The sequence below is a fragment of the Flammeovirga sp. AWQ4_249 genome (assembly GCF_056161045.1).
In genome coordinates this window covers 15,106-34,768 of record NZ_JBSWYJ010000011.1, presented here as the reverse complement: position 1 = coordinate 34,768, position 19,663 = coordinate 15,106, and the positions used below count along the sequence as shown (strand labels likewise).

Here is a 19,663-nt window from a genome sequence, read left to right as displayed (position 1 = left end):
TTATAAATAAAGAAAAAGGTTTGAGAGTATATTATCGACTCCCAAACCTTTTTTTATGCTGGAAAAAATTCTTCCATAACATTCTGAAAACTATCATTCGTTAATGGTTTTGTCATAAACTTTTTGACAGTAGGATGCCCCTCTCCTTTTACCTTATCATCTGGATTAAGACTTGTGGTAAGCATTACAACTACAGTATTTTCTTTTAATTCTTGAGGAAAATTATCAAACTCATCAAGAAACTCCCATCCATTCATTCTCGGCATATTGATATCTAAGAATATTAATAATGGATTTCCATCTGCTACTTTTTGTGTTTTAATAAAATCAAGACCTTGTTGAGCCAGCATTTTAATTTCTATTTTCGCCTTTGTTAAGTTTGATGATTTGATCACCATTTCATGTAAAAAGTTTACGGGTTCGTCATCATCAATTAGTAATATTTGGTTTAAGTTTTTTCGGTTCATTTTTCTTCTGTGTTAATTGTAAAATAAAAGGTACTTCCTACTCCTACTTCTGATTCTACCCAAATTTGACCATGGTGTAGATTGACAATTTTCTGACAGTGGGCTAAACCAATGCCGGTACCTTTTCCATCGTTTTTAGCACTTAATCTTTGGAAGATAATAAAGATTTTCTTCTCGTATTTTGGATCTATTCCAATGCCATTATCTTGAATTCCTATCATCCATTCTCCATCAAGAAAAGCTGCAGAAATTTTAATAAATGGTGCTTCATTCGGTTTCCTAAATTTTATTGCATTACTCAATAAATTCTGAAATAATAATCGTAATTCTAATGGGTAACCATTGATTTCAGGTAAATCAACATATTCAATAATAGAATTCGTCTCATTGATACTCCCTAGCATATCTTCCTGAACTTCATCTAGAATTTCATTGAGATTAACTCTTTGTATTTCTCTATTTTTACCTAATCGCGAGTATTCTAAGAGTCCATGGATAAGCATAGTCATTCTTTTAGAAGCCTGTCCTATGTAATAAATAAACTTTTTGGACTCTTCATCTAACTGTGTATTTTCTTGCATTTGTAACAAATCAGAGAAGCTAGATATAGTTCTTAATGGCTCTTGTAAATCATGTGAAGTAATGAACGCAAATTGTTCTAACTCTTCATTTTTTCCCTCTAAGACACTTTGTGCTCTTTCCATCTCTTCCAATCGTATATGGTCTAATTGGTACATAGACATATAATCCATGATAATTCCCATAAAAGGAACGATATAAGATATAGCTTTTAAAAAATGAGCAATATTAAAATGTCCATCAAAGATTCTTGTATAACCAAATGCCATGTGTAGCTGTGTAGCAATAGCAGGGATCATACTCCACATTAATGCTTCCACAAATATTCCAGGGTATTTTTTATAAAACATCGGGAGAATAATTACTCCTAAAAGGAAATAAATGATGCCAGGTATCAACTCATAAGGGCGTGTGATAACTTGATTAGGGAAAGAAGTATTTGGGATAGAAGGAGCGATTGCGATATAATGTACAATACTATAAGTGATCACCATTACGATCAAGCATATTACTAATAGGATATGGTCTTTTCTATACTTTTGTAGTACATCACGATACTTGAAAACAAGCATTATTCCAGCTAATAGAATAAGAGCATTAAATACTCGAGAAAGTGTCCATGTAAAAGGAATGAAGTTATCATTATTAGCAAAAGATTCAATGATTTTTGTAGCAGCTAATGCATGAAAAGCATCTAAACAACCTGAGAAAAATAATGCTATCCCAATAATTGGAGCAGTGGTATTTCCTGTCATTTTGTATTGTACAAAACTCAATATAGCTGTTGATAAAGCAATAATTACAGCACTCCACTCTAAGATGAGATGTATAAACACACCAATATATCTTTTGAAAAATAAAGACTTAACATCAACTTCCTCTAGATTATATTCTGTCAAAGAAGTGATAGGTGGATTTCCAAAATTAATTACAGTGAGTTGTAGTATAAAGGGGGATATACTGACAATGATAATAGTCCAAATAAACCACTTGGGTAATTTAGCGATGTAGTTGCTGGTGTCTTCTTTAAACATTTAAAAATGGGCCTCAGAATTTAGTATTAGAATATACTAATTTTGAGACCCATTGACTACACTCTATTTGTAATTTCCATAGAATGTAAAAAGGAATATTTATAAAGTACTTTTTTAATTAGCACTTACTTTTTTCTGGATTTAAAATAAGCTTCAATTTCATCTTTAGACATTGCATTTAATGTCATTTCTTTCGTTAATCCTGCTTTTTGACCTACTAATAAACCATAGTGCATATCAGCATAACCTTCTAACGCATGTGCATCAGGATTTAAAGATAATTTTACGCCTTGATCTAATGCATACTTCGCCCATCTCCAATCTAAATCTAACCTCCAAGGACTAGAATTAATTTCTATAACGACACCATGTTTTGCACACGCATCAATAACAGCTTTATGATCTATTGGATAACCTTCTCTTCTCAATAATAATCGTCCTGTAGGGTGACCCAAAATTGTAGTAGCAGGATGCTCAATAGCTTTGATCAATCGCTTAGTCGCTACTTCTTTTGTCATTGTCAGAGGAGAGTGAATAGATGAAACCACAAAGTCAAAGGTATCTAAGATATCATCTGTATAATCTAAACTACCATCAGAAAGGATATCAGATTCAATACCTTTGTAAATCTTGAAAGGAGCCAATTCTTTATTTAACTCATCAATTTCTTTATGCTGTTGTTCGATTCTTTCGATAGATAATCCATTTGCATAAAATGCAGTCTTAGAGTGGTCAGAAATACCTAAATACTCATAACCTTGCTCTTTTAAATAGACAGCCATTTCACGTAAAGTATTTTGACCATCAGAGTAATCAGAGTGGTTATGTAAAGAACCTTTTAAATCACTATCCTCAACTAAATTAGGAATACCATTTTTTACAAAATCTGTATCAAATAAGCCTTCTCTCAGTGGAGCCGGGAAAAATGGTAAATCTGCTTTTTGATAAATATCTTCAACAGTATTTACTTCTTCTTTTCTCAATACATCAGCCAAGGTTGGGTGTCCTTCTTTTTGTAATTGAAGGTGCTGAACAGTGGCACTTTTCTGAAAAGAAAGTTTGACAAATTCTGATGGTGATGCGATGAAAATCTCTAATGGACTTTCATTTTCACCAATACTTCCTCTAAGTGTAAGCGGTATTGATTTTTCAGAATCAATACTAACCTGATCATATTCATTAAGTGTATCGATTAATGCAACTGAACTTTCCGTTTCAATCGTAAATTGGAAAACTTCAACTACCTCTCTATGTAACGCTAAATTTCCAGCAGTAGCTACTTTTATATTTTTTTCTTCTAAAAACTGAATGAAAGCATTTGCCACTACTTCAGCTTTAGCATAATGCATATTCTTTCTATTTTCCTGTAAGAAGATAACTTGTTGAAGGATTTTAGCCTCTGTTTTAGCAGCAAAACCTTTCAATGTTTGTACCTTATTTTCTTCACAAGCAACCTTAAGTTTTTCTAAAGAATCAATCTCTAGTTCTTTCCATAATGCTGCAATCTTTTTAGGACCAACACCACTTAAGCCCATCATTTCGATGACACCAATAGGAGTTTTTTCCTTTAGGTCATCTAGTTCTGGAAAAGAATCTGTTTCAAAAAGAGTAATTAACTTTTCAGCCATGGTCTTGGATAAACCAATACCAACTAAACCTTCTTGATCTAAAGAAATAAGAGGTGTACCTGCATTTTCCATGCTTTGAATCGCAGTACTATATGCTCTTGTTTTGAATGGATTAGCGCCATGAAGTTCCATTAAGGATGTTGTGAGGCGGAACTTCTTAATTATATCTTTATTTGTCATACTCTTTTTGAGTTAATCTTTCTCTTTTCTTAAAGTGCTACTATCAACCAAAGTTATAGTTTTTGCTTTGACAGTCTTAATTATTTTTGAATAATTTTCTCAAAGATCTTTGGTAAAAATCGTTTGATCCAAACTGCAGCTTTTTCTCTCGGTCTTCCAATCACCACTTCACTTTTACCCTTTGTAGCAGCATTAATAATATCTTGTGCTGCATTTTCTACAGTGATTCCTCCTTTACCTTCATCAAGATGTCCTTGTGTTCTTCCATCTCCCAATAATGCATTTTTGGCAAGATCAGTTTTTACATATCCAGGAAGAATATTTGTGATTTGTAGATTAGGAATAACACTTTCGGCTCTCAATGAATCAAAAAAGCCTAATAATGCATGTTTTGAAGATGAATATGCAGTTCGATCAGGTACACCGAATTTACCTTGTACACTATTGATGACTACAATAATAGGATCTGACGACTTTCGTAAAAATGGTAATATAGCTCTTGTAATATGAACAGGACCCCAGAAATTTACATTAAATATTTTCTCAAATGTAGCTGTAGTAGTCTCTTCGAAGCTTGAACGTTGACTAATTCCTCCTATATGAAAAATACAATCTAATTGTTGATGAATTTGAAAAGCATCTTCTACTTTTTGATTTAAAATTTCCTTTGAATCAGATAGATCTAATGGTAAAATATGGACCTCTATTTTGCCTTCAATTTCTTTTTTTACTTCCTCTAATTTATCAATACTTCTTGCCGAAAGAATCAATTTAGGATATTGTTTACTAAGTAATAATGTTACCTCTCTACCAATACCTGAAGAAGCTCCTGTGATCCAACAAACTTTATTTTCAAACCTCTTTTTTCTGTTCATATCACGAAAATACAACCAATAAATGAATCTATTTTGAACTATTGACAAAAAGTAAGGGGAAGATGATCATAATCAGGGAATTAGTAGAGGTGAATATCTGTTATGAATCAAGAGATACTCGTATATTTGCAGATCAATTCAAAATAGATCGAGGAATACATTATTAATAAAATATAAAATGTCAGTTCACAAATCAAATATCAAAAAAGTTACTACTCATCAATTAGCAGCGATGAAAGAAAGAGGTGAGAAAATTTCTATGCTTACTGCTTACGATTATTCGATGGCTAAAATTATTGATGGAGCAGGTATTGATGTTATTCTAGTTGGTGATTCAGCTTCTAATGTAATGGCAGGTAATGAAACTACTTTACCAATTACATTAGATCATATGATTTATCATGCGACTTCAGTAGTTAATGCTGTTGATCGTGCATTAGTGGTTGTGGACATTCCATTCGGTAGTTATCAAGGTAGTTCAACTGAAGCATTACGTTCGGCTATTCGTATCATGAAAGAGTCTGGCGGACATGCAGTAAAAGTTGAAGGAGGTAAAGAAATTGAAGATTCAGTGAGAAGAATCTTATCTGCAGGTATTCCAGTAATGGGACATTTAGGATTAACTCCTCAATCTATTTATAAATTCGGTACATATACAGTTAGAGCTAAGGAAGAAGCTGAGGCTCAGAAACTTATTGAAGATGCCAAACTATTAGAAGAGTTAGGTTGTTTTGCTTTAGTATTAGAAAAAATACCTTCAGCACTTGCAGAAAGAGTTGCAAAAGAGTTGACTATACCTGTAATCGGTATTGGTGCTGGTTCTGGAGTGGATGGACAAGTACTAGTTGTACATGATATGCTAGGTATTACACAGGACTTTAAACCTCGTTTCTTAAGAAGATATGCTGATATAGGAGGTATGATGACTGAAGCTGTTCAGCATTATATCCAAGATGTAAAATCAGTAGATTTCCCGAACGAAAAAGAACAATACTAATCTGATAATCAGATAGTTTAAACGTTGAAAAATATGAAAATCGATCAATCACAAGTCATTTATGAAGACAATCATTTAGTGGTTGTGAATAAAGCGCCAGGAATCTTAGTTCAAGGAGATGAAACTGGTGATGAAACACTTTTGGATATTGTAAAGGAGTACATTAAGGAAAAATACAATAAACCTGGAGCTGTTTATTTAGCCCCTGTACATCGTCTTGATAGACCTGTAAGTGGTGTCGTTGTTTTTGCACGTACTTCTAAAGCGGCAGAGAGAATGGCAAAGATCTTCCAGAATCATAAAGTGACAAAAAAATATATTGCTCTAGTGGGGAAAAAACCTCAATACGATGAGGATACAATGATTAACTGGATGAAGAAAGATCCAAAGAAAAACCGTTCACATGTTTATCAATCTGATAAAAAAGGTGGTAAATATGTAGAGACATACTATCAGTTATTAGGTAGAGTCGGTGATAATTACTGTTTAGAAGTAATTCCAAAAACAGGTCGTTCACATCAGATTCGTGCTCAATTAGGAAATATCGCTTCTCCTATTGTTGGTGATATGAAATACGGAGCTCCAAAAAGAATTATGCAAGGTAAATTAATTTTCCTACATGCTAGAGAATTGGAATTTGAACATCCTGTGAAAAAAGAGCCTGTACGTTTTACAGCTAAACTTCCAGATCACGATATTTGGAAAAACTTTACAGAAATGGCAGCTAGTATATAAGCTAGTTATTCACATACTATTAAAAACCTCTGTTTTTTCGATAATGAAAATACAGAGGTTTTTGTGTTTATATGGATTTATCCACATGAATGTTGATAAATTCAGTGATTATTTTACAATGTGAATAACTTTAATGTTTCACGTGGAAACATTGTTATAAGAATAAAGAAAAAGACTGGTAATTTGTGAATAACTATATTCACAGGCTTGAATTAAGCATTTATCAAATTTATTATCAGTGAATTATAATGTTGATAAACTTTTGATAAATCAAAATCTAAAAGTTATCCACATTTAAAGTGAATAATAATTTTGAGACATTCATTTCAACTCAAAAAAATAAAAGCCTTAGATATGCATTGAAAAACTTCAAGCTTATCTAAGGTTTTAGATTGTATATTAAACAGACTATAATTGTTTACTTTCCAATAGAAGTTGGATTACCATCTACTTTGATGTCTCCACTTCCTGAATTTTGTATGGTTAATTTACCATTACAATTTACATGAATATCTGATGAACCAGCATTTTTAATAGTGACATCTCCTGATACTAATTGCCCTGCATCTACATCTCCAGAACCTTCAGTGTCTATAGTTAAAGACTGCGTATTTCCATATAAATCAACTGTTCCGCTACCAGCGATTTCAACTGCAACTTCTGAAGTATTAATTTTTTGGATTTTAATATAACCAGAACCTTCAATACTGATATCAATTTGATTTTCTGCATGAGAGGCATCTTCAATAACAATTTCTCCACTTCCATCAATATCAAGATCTAGTTCATCGCCATTAGTATTTAAGTTATATACTAAAATATCACCACTACCATTTATTTCAACTTTTCTTAGTGTATTCACTGTTAAATGAAGTTCGAAATCATAGTTGTTGTAGTTTTTATCTAAACTAACTTCTAAAATACCATTGTGAACTTTGTAAGTAAGGTGATCCATGACCTCTTGCTGAGTTTCTATCACAACAGATTGCGTATTCCCTTCGTCAATGATGACATCTCCAGCTACATTGAATTCAATACCTTCAATCGTTTCATCAATCTTTAAATCAAACGCTTGTTGAGGAGAATTTCCTACATTTCTATCACAACTAGTGAATAAAACAATTGAACTAAAAAGGAATAAAATTAAGTTTTTCATAATCTATCTTTCGTTTATTTATCAAGTTTACATATACATGACACATAACTTTAGGTATACCCCTATTCAGAAATATATTTTTTTTAAAAAAATCTTATGAAACTTAACTTATTGAAAACTAAATATTTAAATGTGTATGACTTTTCATATTCTATTTATTATCATTGAATTTATTTTGATAAATAAAAAAATATTCACTTACTTTGAAGTACAAAGTACTTTTTATGAAAGAACAAGAATACATCAACGACTTAAAAGAAATCAGGGATATTATGAATCGTTCATCGCGATTTTTATCCTTGAGTGGACTCTCTGGAATTAGTGCAGGACTTTGTGCTTTAGTAGGAGCCTATTTTGCTTATGACATTTTATACAACATTGGATTGGATAGAGATGTTATCGGTCCAGGAAAAGTAAAAGCATTGGTAGGAACAGGTATTACTACCTTAATTGCAGCCTTGAGTTTTGCTTTTTATTTTACAAAAAGAGAAGCAGATAAAAGAGGTGAAAGTTTATGGGATTTACAAGCCAAAAGATTGATCATTAATTTGATGATACCTTTAGCAACTGGCGGTCTTTTGACACTTGCTTTAGTTCAAAAAGGATACATTGGATTAGCAGCTCCTATGACTTTGATATTTTATGGTTTAGCGTTAGTGAATGCAAGTAAATATAGTGTTTCAGAATTAAGAGGTCTTGGGATATTTGAAATAATTTTAGGACTTTTGGCAACTCAATTCATAGGCTATGGATTATGGTTTTGGACCTTTGGTTTTGGCTTTTTACATATCGCCTATGGCTTATACATGTATTTTAATGAACAAAAGTGAAAGATTTACTAAACGACTTAAATAAAGCATTTGAAAATAAAGTTCGATTGGGAATTATGGCTGCACTTGTTGTCAATGAGTATTTAGACTTTAATTCCCTCAAAGAACTTTTAGGCGTGACGGATGGTAACTTGGCAAGTCATTTAAAATCTTTAGAGAAAAATGAATTTGTGTTGGTTCGAAAGGAATTTTTAAACCGAAAACCCAATACAAAATACTCTGCTACAGATGCTGGAAGAATTGCTTTCAAAAAACATATTAAGGCTATAGAAAGCCTCTTAAAATAAAAATTTTATTCATTTACTTTGAAATTCAAAGTACTTTTAATCTATTAAAAAATGAAAATAATAAACAATTACATTTCAAGGTGGTGGTTGCCAATTCTTACTTTTAATATTGTTTTATTCTTTTACGTATTGGCGATGGAATTAAGTAATGATTTTTTAGTTACTGTGGGTACAGTATTGTTTTACACAAATTTAATTGGCTGTTTATCCGCAGCGGTGTATCAAATTGTAAAAGGAGAATGGTACTTTTCGGTTCCTCCTATTTTAGTAGCTATTTTTTTATTCTGTGTTCATACAGTTGTAGCCATTTTATCCCCTCCAGATTATTATGGTGTTCATAAAGAAATACCTACAGATATAAATTTTAATACACCCATGAACAGAACTCCATCATCATTGCAAGTGGAGAATGATCATTTTATCATCTCTAAATCATTTCAACCTGGTATTTACAATTATCATACGACTTATAAAGCAGATGAAGAAGGAGATTTATTTATCAAGGCTTATGAAATTACTGAGAATGATCCACTATCTACAGAAAAAATAAGAAAACGCTCTAATGCTCATATTTTTGATCTTTCTAATACAAATCATCATGGTGAATTTAGAATTTATGAAGGAAGTCCAGGAGATGAATATGGCAGTCGAATTGAATTATGGTTTCAACCGATCCAAGGAGAAGCCTATAAAATTTATGAAAGAAATTATATCGTGGAAGGTTGGCAGAGTCAAAGTTAAATTGAATAATTATGAAATATACACAACGAAAAACGTCTCTTTTTTATAATGATAAAAGAGTTACAAAAATTCAGAATATCCTCTCCATTTACTTATTAAGCAAACAAGTTTTTTCCTTTTGGAAATAACTAACTATTACAAAAAAATTTACAAATACACTTTGAATTTCAAAGTACTTTTAATGAAATAAAAATATGGAAGATCAAAACACAAAAACAGAGACAAAAAACTGGATGAAAAATACAGTTATGATTAAAATTGGTATTATCACAGTGCTTATGTTATTACTTTTAATTCCACTAGCAATGATCCAAGAGATTATTTTTGAGCGGGAGAAATTAAGTGAATCAGCTATTAATGATGTTTCTTCAAAATGGGCGAATCAGCAGGAAGTAAATGGTCCTATCCTTACAATTCCTTTATTATTTGAAAAGGAAGATAAAGAAGGAAATATCATAGAATATGAGCAAAATTGGTATGTATTACCTGAGACTTTGAATATAAAAGGAAAGGTTGCTCCAAAGCCATTAGAAAGAGGAATTTATGAAGTAATCGTTTATTCTTCCCAAATGAGACTAGATGGATCTTTTCATTTAAAAGAGCTTCCTGCATTGGCAAATTTAAAAGCAATTCAATACGATAAAGCCTTCCTAACTATTGGTATTAGCGATTTAAGAGGTATTAAAAATCAGATTAAACTGAAATGGCTAGACGCTACTTTGGGAGTTGAACCAGGTACTAGAATTCCAAATTTAATAGCAAGTGGAGTGACAATACCACTAAAACTAAAACATGAACAAAAGGAGTATGATTTTAATTTTGATTTAGATCTACAAGGCAGTCAAAATATCTCTTTTATACCAGTTGGAGCAACAACGAATGTTGATTTAGCTTCAGATTGGCAAGCACCAAAATTTGTAGGAAATTTTCTACCAGATTCAAGAGATGTCGGAGAAAATGGATTTAATGCAAAATGGAAAGTATTACAATTGAATAGAAATTTTCCTCAATCCTGGGTAGATAATGGCTCTAATTATGAGAAAAATATCAAAAGTACCGCTTTTGGTGTGGATCTGATTTTACCTATGGATGATTATAGAGCCTCAATGCGTTCCGCAAAATATGGAGCCATGACTATAGCTTTGACCTTTTTAATCTTCTTTTTAGTAGAAGTGATTAATAAAAAAAGAATACATCCATTGCAGTATGCCTTAGTCGGTATCGCTTTATGTCTATTCTATACTTTATTAGTTTCAATATCAGAACATAGTAGTTTTAATATAGCATTTAGTATTGCCACGGGAGCAATAGTGACACTTATATCTCTTTATTCTTTGACACTATTTAATAGCTGGAAGTTATCCTTACTTCTATTTACAATTCTACTAGGTCTTTACCTATTTTTATTTACGACACTTCAGATGGTTGACTACGCTTTATTGATGGGTAGTATCGGATTGACAGTAATATTGGCTGCCACTATGTACTACACCAGAAAAATTAACTGGTATAAACTAAACTTAGCAGCAAACTAATAACTCAAAGATCAGGTCGATTTTTCGATCTGATCTTATTTTTATATGTAAATACGCTTAACCAAATATTCAAATAAGTAAAATATATAATCTTAGATTACAAGTTAAAGTATCTACTCTTTGGTTTTCAGTATTTTATTGAATTATGATATTCTTTCACAATATATTTTTCCTAACAAGTAGAAGTCTTATTCATTTAGTTGAAGGTATTAAAAATATTGTATTTCAATATTTTTTAAGTGATTTAATATTCTGAATAATATCTATATAATTTAATGATTCACAGTATGTTTTAACTATCTTTGTATAAGATAAAAACTAAATTTGATTACATAAACTATCCATTTTTAAGCTTATTTTTCAATGGAAGTTTAAATAGGAAACCTCTATAATTTCATTTTTTTATTATTCGTTTGATATTAATCTATAACCCTTGAAAATAAAATATCATTTTTTAATCTTTAGTCACTGATTGTTAGATAAATACAATCAATACTTCTTCTAATATTTTGTTAATGGAATATTTACATTTAAAGTGCAATTTTGAAATATCTTACATTGATGAAGTGAGTATATTTGTTAATGCAATTATGTTAGTATTTCATCAAATGAATTGTCAAAATTAATAATGATACCTAGTTAAATATTATATTTTCTATTTTCAATCAATTTAGTGTTGTTCTAACTCTCTAAAAATAATAATGTTCAATTCATCAAAAATGATGTTATTATATTTGTGATTTCGAATGTTTAGTATTTGCTAGAACACATATACAGCTTTGCAATGAAAATTGTATTAAACCAAGAACTAACTAAATAATTACTTTATTCTAATATTCTTACATAAAAATTAGGAGGTTCTCTTTGAGAAGTACTCTTTTCGTAATACTTTAAAGTAATTATCAAAAAATACCAGTAAACACATGAAATCACTGACACCTTCTGAATTGACTACTGCTCAAATGCATGGTTACTTATTGAATGCTGTAGCTCCACGCCCTATTGCATTTGTGAGTACAGTAGATAAGAATGGAAAAGTAAATTTAAGTCCATATAGTTGCTTCAATTTCTTTGGTGCAAATCCTCCAATATTAGTTTTTTCTCCTACTCGAAGAGTTAGAGATAATACCGTAAAACATACATTAGAAAATATATTAGAGACAAAAGAATGCGTTGTCAACATTGTTCCCTATGAAATCGTAGAGCAGATGTCTTTGTCTTCAACTGAATATGATAAAGGAGTCAATGAGTTTGTAAAATCAGGTCTAACAGAAAGACCCTCTATGGATGTAAAACCTCCTCGTGTTATGGAATCGCCAGTACAATTTGAATGTAAATTACAACAGGTGATAGAAATGGGGCAAGAAGGAGGAGCAGGTAACTTAGTGATTTGTGAGGTTATAAAATTTCATGTTGATGAAAATATCTTAGACGCAAATGGTGGTATTGATGGAACAAAATTAGATTTAATGGGTCGAATGGGTGGTCATTATTATGTTAGAGCTAGTGGAAAAGCTTTGATGTCTATAACTAAACCATTAAGACAAAAAGGAATTGGAATTGATCAGTTACCACTTCACATTGTAGAAAGTGATATTTTGACAGGTAATCAACTCGCTAAATTAGCTAATGTAGAAGAAATACCTTCTCAGGAAGTATTAGATTCGATGGATGTTCCACAAATGGAATCTAGAGAGAATAATCATATGCTAGCTTCTAAACTATTGGATAAAGGAATGGTGATAGAGGCTTGGAAAGTGTTACTATCGTAAACAAAAAAGTCCCTTTCTTTTCAAATAAGAAAGGGACTTTAAGTATAGTATTTTGATTACTTCCAACCTTCATTTAAGAAGTCATGGAAAGTATCACCTCTTAGACCTAAACGAATAGTTTCTAAAGGAATAACTTCTTTTGGAGCAATATTACCTAGGTTTACGTTTGTACCAATTAATTTGATAAACCAAACTTGTTGTGCTTTTTGAGGAGCTTCCCAGATAATGTTTTCGTAAGGAATTTGAGTTAGAATTTCTTCTACTAAACCGGATCTAACTTCACCTGAAGAACGGAAAAGACCGACATTTCCACCTTCACGAGCTTCACCGATTACTTTCCAAGCACCAGCATCTAATTCTGCACGCATTAATTCGATCCATTTGTAAGGAGGAATAATTTTTTCAGCATCTTTAGAACCAACTTCAGAAAGTACAGTTGTGCGTTGAGACAATTTGTTAATGTACTCACATTTTACATCGTGAGCCATATCCATTGAACCGTCAGAAACTTCAGCGAAGTCTAAGTTGAATTTATCTAAAACTCTTAGATAATCTTCGAATTGGTTACGGATAACAAAAGCTTCAAATAAAGTACCTCCTAAGTATACATTAATACCAGCTTCTTTATATAAATTGATTTTATCTTGAAGCTGAGGAGTTACATAAGAAGTAGCCCATCCTAACTTTACTATATCAATGTAATCACCTGAAGTGGATAATACATCTTCTACTTCACGTAAAGACATACCTTTATCCATTGCCATCGTCAAACCTTTATTTCTTGGCTTAACACTTCTTTCAGGTAGATTATTTAATTCGTAATTCATTCTCGGACGATTTGTTTTGTAAAAACCGACTTTAATTATGCCGATACATTCTTTGTCTCCTGTTTTATTAAAATAGAACTATTTGAGACGGTGCGCAATTTCGTAAAAGTGAATCGGTTATGTAGTATATTTTTGTTAAAAAATTAAAATATTAATGCTAATTAGCATTTACCTACTCTTAAAGGCTAAAATCGCAGATTCTAATACTTTCTTCACTGTATTATTTGGAATAAAATCTATCAGTTCTGTATGAGCATCATAGTTTAACTTTAAACCTTTCTCAATATATTTATAAGCTTCATTTAAATTTCCACCTAACATATAATATCCTGCTAATCTATAATTTATAATATAGCTCTCTTCTAAATGCTCTAGAGATTTAATTAAAACTTTAATTGCTTCTTCTATTTCATTCTCTTCATAATATACCATCGACCATTCTACCCAAATAGAAGCTTTGTGAGGATTAATTCTACAAGTTTCTTCATACGCTTCTAATCCAGCATTGAGATTTCCCAATGATGTTTCAGCTTTAGCTAAAGAATACCAATATTCATCATAGAATTTATTGAGCTTGACAGCTTTGTTTAAATAGTGCGTAGCTTGAAGAAAATTACCTAAAAGTCGATGGTTTTCACCAATACCAAACCAAGCTTCATCATAATTTTCATCTACTTCAATTGCTTTCTTAAAATAACGAATACCTACATTGTAATCATTCATTAATTCAGCAGAAGCACCTAAGTGGCAATACAGTTCGGCAGTTGGATTTTCAGTATGCTGTAAGGTGGTAAGATAAGCTCTAAATGCTTCTGGAAATTGCTTTTTATTCATGAAGCAATGACCAATTTGCATATAAGCACTATCAAAAGTTTCATCAATTAAAGTAGCATATTCAAAAGCTTGTAAGGCTTCATCATAATCCTTTGTTTGACTATAAAAAATACCAATGTTATACCAAGCATCGATGTTGTATGGATCTTCATCAACAAAAGCTTGAAGAAAGTCTTTAATATCTTCTTGTTTGCCTAATTGAATACCGCAATCTACAAGTTCATAGATAGTGTCTTCATGAGACATATCACTTTCAATGGAGTTTTTGAAGGCTAAAATTGCGTTTTCAAAATCATTGATTGACTGTAAAGTGATACCAATATTATAGTAAATATCAGAAGGATTATCAGCAAAAGGCAAGGCTATTTCAAAGCTTTTAATTGCTTCCTTTACTTCGCCTACTATTGAATGTAAAGACCCTTTATGAAATAGTACATTAAAATCAGTTGGTGCTATTTGTACAGCTTCATTGATGATTTGGAATGCTTTGGTGTAGTTACCTGAAAATGCTAAAATTCTAGCATGAAAAACCTTTACACTACTAGAAAATGGATATACTTTTTCAGCTACCTCACAGGCTTTTAAAGCTTGAGGTATTTTAAAATTTATAAAATAAAATTCGATGATATCTTCAAAGGTACTTAAATCGAAAAACTCAATCCTTCCCTCCTTTTCCATCAATTCGAACTTTTCAATGGCACTTTGTAGATTATCGTTGGGCATTGTGAAGTTTCTATAGTGAGTTCTACACAATATCGTCATTTTCTAAATGTGATAATGTTAATAGATACCTTATTATGTGAATTGTATTTAAGTGATTGGGTTAACTTTTAGCTGATTTTACCCACTGCATTGTCTCTTTTAAGGAATGGAAATGAATTCCAAGAGAATCAATAGCTTTGTTATTTTGATACTGATAGGTTGAGAATAAAGTATTAATGAGTTCTCTTGTAAAAGAATTTTTTTTCTGATCGAATAATGATAAAACCTTTTTTAAGTAATAAAGCTTCATCACAGTTGACTTTGAAATACTTTTCGAAGGAGGCGTTACATTTAAGTTTTCACTTATAACAGTTAGTGCTTCTTTAAAAGGTATACTAGAAGCATTTAAAATAAAACGTTCACCTGTAATATCAGAAGTTAGAGCATTGATAACAGCTTGAGATACATCTCTAACATCTACAGAACTAAACAAACCACTAGGGTAATACTTTACTCCTTTTTGTATATAATTTAATATTGTTAGACTACTTCTCTTAAAGTTACCTACGCCAAAAATGACAGAAGGGTTTAGAATTACCATATCTAGTCCTTCTCGATAACCTCTCCAAACTTCTTGTTCGGCGTTATATTTTGAGATGGCATATTGAGACATGCCTTTCTCTCCAGTCCATTTTGAATTTTCATTAATAATGTCACCATATTCAGGAATACCTAAAGCGGCGATAGAGCTTATGAAGATAAACTTTTTGATATTTGCTTGAAGAGCAATATTTACAAGATTGGCAGTTCCTTCTACATTAGTTGCACGAAGTTCTTCACGTGAAGAATTAAAGGAAACAATAGATGCTGCATGTACGATATATTCAACATTCTCTAAGATTTCTAATAGGTTACTAGGGTCTAAAAGATGAATATCTACCCACTGGATATTATTATCTTCATCTTGAAGAAAGGATTTGTCATTATGAATACCATTCATGGCTACAACATGAGCATTTTCTTTTAATAAATGCTGAATGATATATCCTCCCACAAAACCGGTTCCTCCGGTTACAAAAACTTTTTTCCCTTGTAGTGACAAACTAGTATCCTTTAAACTTGATAATTATGATGCAGAAATCTGATTATTTTTTAGGTCACCTCCTAAAGATTTGAAATAATAAGAAGAATTACGAACTCTTTTAAGTCTTTCTAAATGTTTAGGTTTATGACAATCAGTGCCAATGAAGTCAACTAATCCTTCATCAATTAATCTTTCTGCAATGTCTTTTGATTTTGAAGAATAATGTCCAATTAATGATAGTGCATTTACTTGTAACATTGCTCCAAGATCTTTCCATCTTTTTATTTCCTCAAAGTTATCGAAAACATAAGTGTACCTTTCAGGGTGAGCTATTACTGGTTGATAACCTTGGTTTATCGCCATGAAGATTACTTCTTCAATAAATAAACAAGGATTAATAAAAGAGGTTTCGATTAAAAGATAATTTTCGCCAAAAGTTAGGAATGGTTTTTCATTTCTAATATTCATTAAAAAACCATCATCCAAATAATATTCAGCAGCAAAATCTACTTTAATATCTAAATTTTCTTCTTTTATTGCTTCTTGAACAAGATTTACTTTTTCTTGAATTCCTTCAGGTGTATTTCTATAGAAATCACTCATGATATGAGGAGTTCCAATGATGTGACGGTAACCTAGATCATAAAGACCTCTTATGATTTCCATAGATTCCTCTAAAGAAGCAGCACCATCATCTAATTCAGGTAAAAAATGGGCGTGCATATCGACGGTTACTTCTGGCCCTAAAGGTGCAGAAATGACTTCTTTTACTTCTTTTTTCTTATTACCTGAAAATAATTTTGATAGCCAACCCATACTATTGATTACATATAGAAATTTACGAAAGGCAAAATTACAAAAGAGATTTTATTATAAAAGCCCATTTAAATCATGCTTTAAGAAGTATTATTATTTTTTCTTCTTTTGGAAAATTTTCTGCCACCAAGATTTTTTATCTATATCAAAATAAGCTGCATCTCCTTCATTCAGATCTGACTCATACCCATACGTATATCCATAACCAAATCCACCAGCACTATATGACATAGTACCGTATCCGTATCCATATCCACCATAACTTCTTCTATCAGGAACAGAGTTAAGAATTAGAGATATATTTTTGAATTTACCTGATTTATATAGGTTGTCAGCATTATCAATAAAGTTTACCTTAGAATAATCAGCTCTGATCACATAAATCGGATTTGTAACATGTTGCATGATAATCATACCATCTGTTACTAGTCCAATTGGAGGAGAATCAAGAACAACCACATCATATTCATTTTTTAATTGAGCCAAGAATTTATCAAAATTATTGGACATTACGAGCTCTGATGGGTTTGGAGGAATTGGTCCTGCACTGATATATTTTAGATTTTCAACTTCAGTATCTTGAAGACATTCCTGAATTGATTTTTGACCTGTTAAGATAGAAGAAGCACCACTAAAGTTGTTACCACCAAATGCTAAATGAACTTTAGGTTTTCTTAAATCAAGATCGACCATGACAACTTTTTGATCTGACATAGCGATAATACCCGCTAAGTTGGAGCCAATAAAAGTTTTACCTTCCCCACTAATTGTAGAAGTTACAGAAATAACTTTAGTTTTATCTTCTGATTCAGTATCTGAAATCATGAAGTTGAGGTTTGTTCTCACAGAACGAAATGCCTCACTCATCGTTGACTTAGGATCACTAGATACTACCAATTTAGATACAGACATTTCTTCCTTATTGTATTGAGGAATTAAGCCTAAAATTGGCATTTTTGTTCTTCTTTCTAAATGTTTTAACCCACTAATTTTATCCATTCTTACATATACAATAAGAATAAGAATTACAGATAAGAAAACACCAATAGCGACACCAATAGCATACGCTATCATTGTTTTGGGAGTGATTGGAGTTTTGCTAGCATAAGGAGAATTAATGACAGCAGAACTTTCAATTGTACTAGCCTGAGCCATACTTACCTCAATCATTTTATTGGTAAGAAGGTCAAAGATATTGGTATAGATTTCTACCCTTTTTTCAATTTTCTTGAGATCAGGATCACCTCCTATATTTTGATAAAATACTCGTTTTAATTTTGAAATTTCTGATTCTAGCTCATCAATATTTTCAGTTTGAAATTCTTCAGCAAATTTGATTGATTCAGCAACTTCATACCTTAGTTTTTTATACAAAACAAGTTTAGCATTCGAAGCAATTGTTTGTTCTGTATAAGAGTTTTTTACTCGATCTGCTTGCGTTTCTAGTTTTGCTAATTCATCTAAACTAGAAACAATAGCTCCGTCAGTTAAAATAGTAGCATAAGCTTGAATGTATACAATACTACTATCAGCTTCTAAAAACTCACGTAGTTTTTGATATTTCTTTCTTTCACTTTTAAGTTCACTCAAAGATTTTTCTAATTCCTGAATATGACCTACTATAGGAGTAGCATCCATATATGATGAAATATCTTTGTTGTAACTTATATCCCTAAGTTTTTGCTCTTGTAAGTCTAATGAATCTCGAGTAAGATCTACTTGATTGTATAAATAATCTAAAGCACGCTCATACACTAATGCTTTTCCTTCTCTGGATATTTGACTGTAAGCTAAATTGATTGCTTTTAATACAGAAATTGCTTTTTCCCTATTGGCAGCTGTAAATGAAATTTGAATTGTATTTGCCTTCGGATCAAAAATTAAAACACTAATATTTTTTTTCAAAAATGTGACCTGTGCAGCTCTTGAATGAACTTGAAAAGAGTATGTATTATTATTAATTACTTTAGAGTTAGGGGTAATTATAATATTCTCACCTTCAAGTTTCAATGGTTTATTTGCTAATCCATCAATACTAAATTCTTGATTGTTTTTTAAATAGGAAATAGTGAATTTTTCACCGTTTTCTGAAAAATTTATTGAGTATGAAGTATTTTCTAGAATAAATTTTTGAGAATCAAGAAATGAAATTGAAAATGGTATTTCCTCACCAAATAGTTCAGAATCTCTAACATCTCCAACAGAAAAATAAGAAATACTTAAATCTATTAAAGAATCTAATACTCTATCATAAGTAACACCTGAAGTAATAAGTGCCATTTCACTTTCAAGTTTTCCATCATTTAGTGAGCTACTCATTATTCCGAATTTTTCTGCGAAATCTTGAGAGCTTGAAGTAAGTTTGATTTGATTAATTGTATTAGCTTGATAAATTCTTGGTGTCCATCTTAAGTAAAGAAAAGAGCAAAGTGTAGTTAAAGAAACTAATACTATAACCCAAATAATATTTTTCTTAACAACGTATTCTAGTTTGTCAAAATCAAGACTATCTGTAATATTTCCACCTTCGCTTTCGAAGTCGTCAAATTCTTTTTCGAAATCAGTCATTTAAAGACGATTAATT

At 31.3% G+C, this 19,663-nt stretch carries 17 protein-coding genes; 7 read left to right on the top strand and 10 right to left on the bottom strand.

The window, feature by feature from the left end; genetic code table 11:
• Nucleotides 1-53: 53 nt before the first annotated feature.
• From ACXAHM_RS10595 to ACXAHM_RS10580, 4 genes are all read right to left on the bottom strand, one after another.
• Nucleotides 54-467: a response regulator gene (locus ACXAHM_RS10595; protein WP_474960414.1), complete on the bottom strand. Its 414-nt coding sequence runs from the start codon at nucleotides 465-467 to the stop codon at nucleotides 54-56.
• Nucleotides 464-2,080, bottom strand: a complete 1,617-nt coding sequence (locus ACXAHM_RS10590; RefSeq protein WP_474960413.1) for an ATP-binding protein — start codon at nucleotides 2,078-2,080, stop codon at nucleotides 464-466. Before ACXAHM_RS10590 ends, ACXAHM_RS10595 begins: the two co-directional genes overlap by 4 nt.
• A gap of 125 nt (nucleotides 2,081-2,205) precedes the next feature.
• The gene (locus ACXAHM_RS10585; protein WP_474960412.1) at nucleotides 2,206-3,888 is read right to left on the bottom strand and encodes a PHP domain-containing protein; all 1,683 of its coding nucleotides are present in this window, start codon (nucleotides 3,886-3,888) and stop codon (nucleotides 2,206-2,208) included.
• Nucleotides 3,889-3,968: 80 nt separating this feature from the next.
• Nucleotides 3,969-4,763 (bottom strand): SDR family NAD(P)-dependent oxidoreductase, encoded by a 795-nt coding sequence (locus tag ACXAHM_RS10580; RefSeq protein ID WP_474960411.1) that lies wholly within the window; start codon nucleotides 4,761-4,763, stop codon nucleotides 3,969-3,971.
• Between the two features lie 178 nt (nucleotides 4,764-4,941).
• Here ACXAHM_RS10580 and panB point away from each other — a divergent pair, with 178 nt between their 5' ends.
• Both panB and ACXAHM_RS10570 read left to right on the top strand, forming a co-directional pair.
• Nucleotides 4,942-5,760, top strand: a complete 819-nt coding sequence (gene panB / locus ACXAHM_RS10575; protein ID WP_474960410.1) for a 3-methyl-2-oxobutanoate hydroxymethyltransferase — start codon at nucleotides 4,942-4,944, stop codon at nucleotides 5,758-5,760.
• Nucleotides 5,761-5,793: 33 nt separating this feature from the next.
• A complete protein-coding gene (locus tag ACXAHM_RS10570) occupies nucleotides 5,794-6,495 on the top strand; it encodes an RluA family pseudouridine synthase (protein ID WP_474960409.1) in 702 nt (233 codons plus the stop codon).
• A gap of 418 nt (nucleotides 6,496-6,913) precedes the next feature.
• Here ACXAHM_RS10570 and ACXAHM_RS10565 read toward each other — a convergent pair whose 3' ends face one another.
• Nucleotides 6,914-7,651, bottom strand: coding sequence for a head GIN domain-containing protein (locus ACXAHM_RS10565; protein ID WP_474960408.1), 738 nt, complete (start codon nucleotides 7,649-7,651; stop codon nucleotides 6,914-6,916).
• A gap of 224 nt (nucleotides 7,652-7,875) precedes the next feature.
• Between ACXAHM_RS10565 and ACXAHM_RS10560 the strand changes: the two genes are divergently transcribed.
• The 5 genes from ACXAHM_RS10560 to ACXAHM_RS10540 all read left to right on the top strand — a co-directional run bounded on the left by ACXAHM_RS10560 (nucleotide 7,876) and on the right by ACXAHM_RS10540 (nucleotide 12,816).
• Nucleotides 7,876-8,481: a hypothetical protein gene (locus ACXAHM_RS10560; protein WP_474960407.1), complete on the top strand. Its 606-nt coding sequence runs from the start codon at nucleotides 7,876-7,878 to the stop codon at nucleotides 8,479-8,481.
• Nucleotides 8,478-8,768: a winged helix-turn-helix domain-containing protein gene (locus tag ACXAHM_RS10555; protein ID WP_474960406.1), complete on the top strand. Its 291-nt coding sequence runs from the start codon at nucleotides 8,478-8,480 to the stop codon at nucleotides 8,766-8,768. Before ACXAHM_RS10560 ends, ACXAHM_RS10555 begins: the two co-directional genes overlap by 4 nt.
• 51 nt (nucleotides 8,769-8,819) lie before the next feature.
• A complete protein-coding gene (locus ACXAHM_RS10550; RefSeq protein ID WP_474960405.1) occupies nucleotides 8,820-9,509 on the top strand; it encodes a hypothetical protein in 690 nt (229 codons plus the stop codon).
• Between the two features lie 194 nt (nucleotides 9,510-9,703).
• Complete coding sequence (gene creD, locus ACXAHM_RS10545; RefSeq protein WP_474960404.1) at nucleotides 9,704-11,044, top strand: cell envelope integrity protein CreD; 1,341 nt, start codon at nucleotides 9,704-9,706, stop codon at nucleotides 11,042-11,044.
• A 923-nt stretch (nucleotides 11,045-11,967) separates the two neighbouring features.
• Entirely contained in the window at nucleotides 11,968-12,816 is an 849-nt protein-coding gene (locus tag ACXAHM_RS10540; protein WP_474960403.1) for a flavin reductase family protein, read from the top strand.
• A 56-nt stretch (nucleotides 12,817-12,872) separates the two neighbouring features.
• Here the strand turns inward: ACXAHM_RS10540 and ACXAHM_RS10535 are convergent, their stop codons facing one another.
• The 5 genes from ACXAHM_RS10535 to ACXAHM_RS10515 form a co-directional block, all read right to left on the bottom strand.
• Nucleotides 12,873-13,643: a phosphosulfolactate synthase gene (locus ACXAHM_RS10535; protein ID WP_474960402.1), complete on the bottom strand. Its 771-nt coding sequence runs from the start codon at nucleotides 13,641-13,643 to the stop codon at nucleotides 12,873-12,875.
• A gap of 168 nt (nucleotides 13,644-13,811) precedes the next feature.
• Nucleotides 13,812-15,200, bottom strand: coding sequence for a tetratricopeptide repeat protein (locus tag ACXAHM_RS10530; RefSeq protein ID WP_474960401.1), 1,389 nt, complete (start codon nucleotides 15,198-15,200; stop codon nucleotides 13,812-13,814).
• A 100-nt stretch (nucleotides 15,201-15,300) separates the two neighbouring features.
• Nucleotides 15,301-16,281: an NAD-dependent epimerase/dehydratase family protein gene (locus ACXAHM_RS10525; RefSeq protein WP_474960400.1), complete on the bottom strand. Its 981-nt coding sequence runs from the start codon at nucleotides 16,279-16,281 to the stop codon at nucleotides 15,301-15,303.
• A 24-nt stretch (nucleotides 16,282-16,305) separates the two neighbouring features.
• On the bottom strand, nucleotides 16,306-17,079 hold the full coding sequence (locus tag ACXAHM_RS10520) for a tyrosine-protein phosphatase (RefSeq protein WP_474960399.1): 774 nt from the start codon (nucleotides 17,077-17,079) through the stop codon (nucleotides 16,306-16,308).
• 93 nt (nucleotides 17,080-17,172) lie between these two features.
• Nucleotides 17,173-19,647, bottom strand: coding sequence for a polysaccharide biosynthesis tyrosine autokinase (locus ACXAHM_RS10515; protein WP_474960398.1), 2,475 nt, complete (start codon nucleotides 19,645-19,647; stop codon nucleotides 17,173-17,175).
• Between the last annotated feature and the right edge of the window lie 16 nt (nucleotides 19,648-19,663).

Excerpts from the sequence above, each read along its gene's own strand:
- ACXAHM_RS10595 (WP_474960414.1), bottom strand. The coding sequence starts at position 467 with ATGAACCGAAAAAACTTAAACCAAATATTACTAATTGATGATGACGAA.
- ACXAHM_RS10590 (WP_474960413.1), bottom strand. The coding sequence starts at position 2,080 with ATGTTTAAAGAAGACACCAGCAACTACATCGCTAAATTACCCAAGTGG.
- ACXAHM_RS10585 (WP_474960412.1), bottom strand. The coding sequence starts at position 3,888 with ATGACAAATAAAGATATAATTAAGAAGTTCCGCCTCACAACATCCTTA.
- ACXAHM_RS10580 (WP_474960411.1), bottom strand. The coding sequence starts at position 4,763 with ATGAACAGAAAAAAGAGGTTTGAAAATAAAGTTTGTTGGATCACAGGA.
- panB (WP_474960410.1), top strand. The coding sequence starts at position 4,942 with ATGTCAGTTCACAAATCAAATATCAAAAAAGTTACTACTCATCAATTA.
- ACXAHM_RS10570 (WP_474960409.1), top strand. The coding sequence starts at position 5,794 with ATGAAAATCGATCAATCACAAGTCATTTATGAAGACAATCATTTAGTG.
- ACXAHM_RS10565 (WP_474960408.1), bottom strand. The coding sequence starts at position 7,651 with ATGAAAAACTTAATTTTATTCCTTTTTAGTTCAATTGTTTTATTCACT.
- ACXAHM_RS10560 (WP_474960407.1), top strand. The coding sequence starts at position 7,876 with ATGAAAGAACAAGAATACATCAACGACTTAAAAGAAATCAGGGATATT.
- ACXAHM_RS10550 (WP_474960405.1), top strand. The coding sequence starts at position 8,820 with ATGAAAATAATAAACAATTACATTTCAAGGTGGTGGTTGCCAATTCTT.
- creD (WP_474960404.1), top strand. The coding sequence starts at position 9,704 with ATGGAAGATCAAAACACAAAAACAGAGACAAAAAACTGGATGAAAAAT.
- ACXAHM_RS10540 (WP_474960403.1), top strand. The coding sequence starts at position 11,968 with ATGAAATCACTGACACCTTCTGAATTGACTACTGCTCAAATGCATGGT.
- ACXAHM_RS10535 (WP_474960402.1), bottom strand. The coding sequence starts at position 13,643 with ATGAATTACGAATTAAATAATCTACCTGAAAGAAGTGTTAAGCCAAGA.
- ACXAHM_RS10530 (WP_474960401.1), bottom strand. The coding sequence starts at position 15,200 with ATGCCCAACGATAATCTACAAAGTGCCATTGAAAAGTTCGAATTGATG.
- ACXAHM_RS10520 (WP_474960399.1), bottom strand. The coding sequence starts at position 17,079 with ATGGGTTGGCTATCAAAATTATTTTCAGGTAATAAGAAAAAAGAAGTA.
- ACXAHM_RS10515 (WP_474960398.1), bottom strand. The coding sequence starts at position 19,647 with ATGACTGATTTCGAAAAAGAATTTGACGACTTCGAAAGCGAAGGTGGA.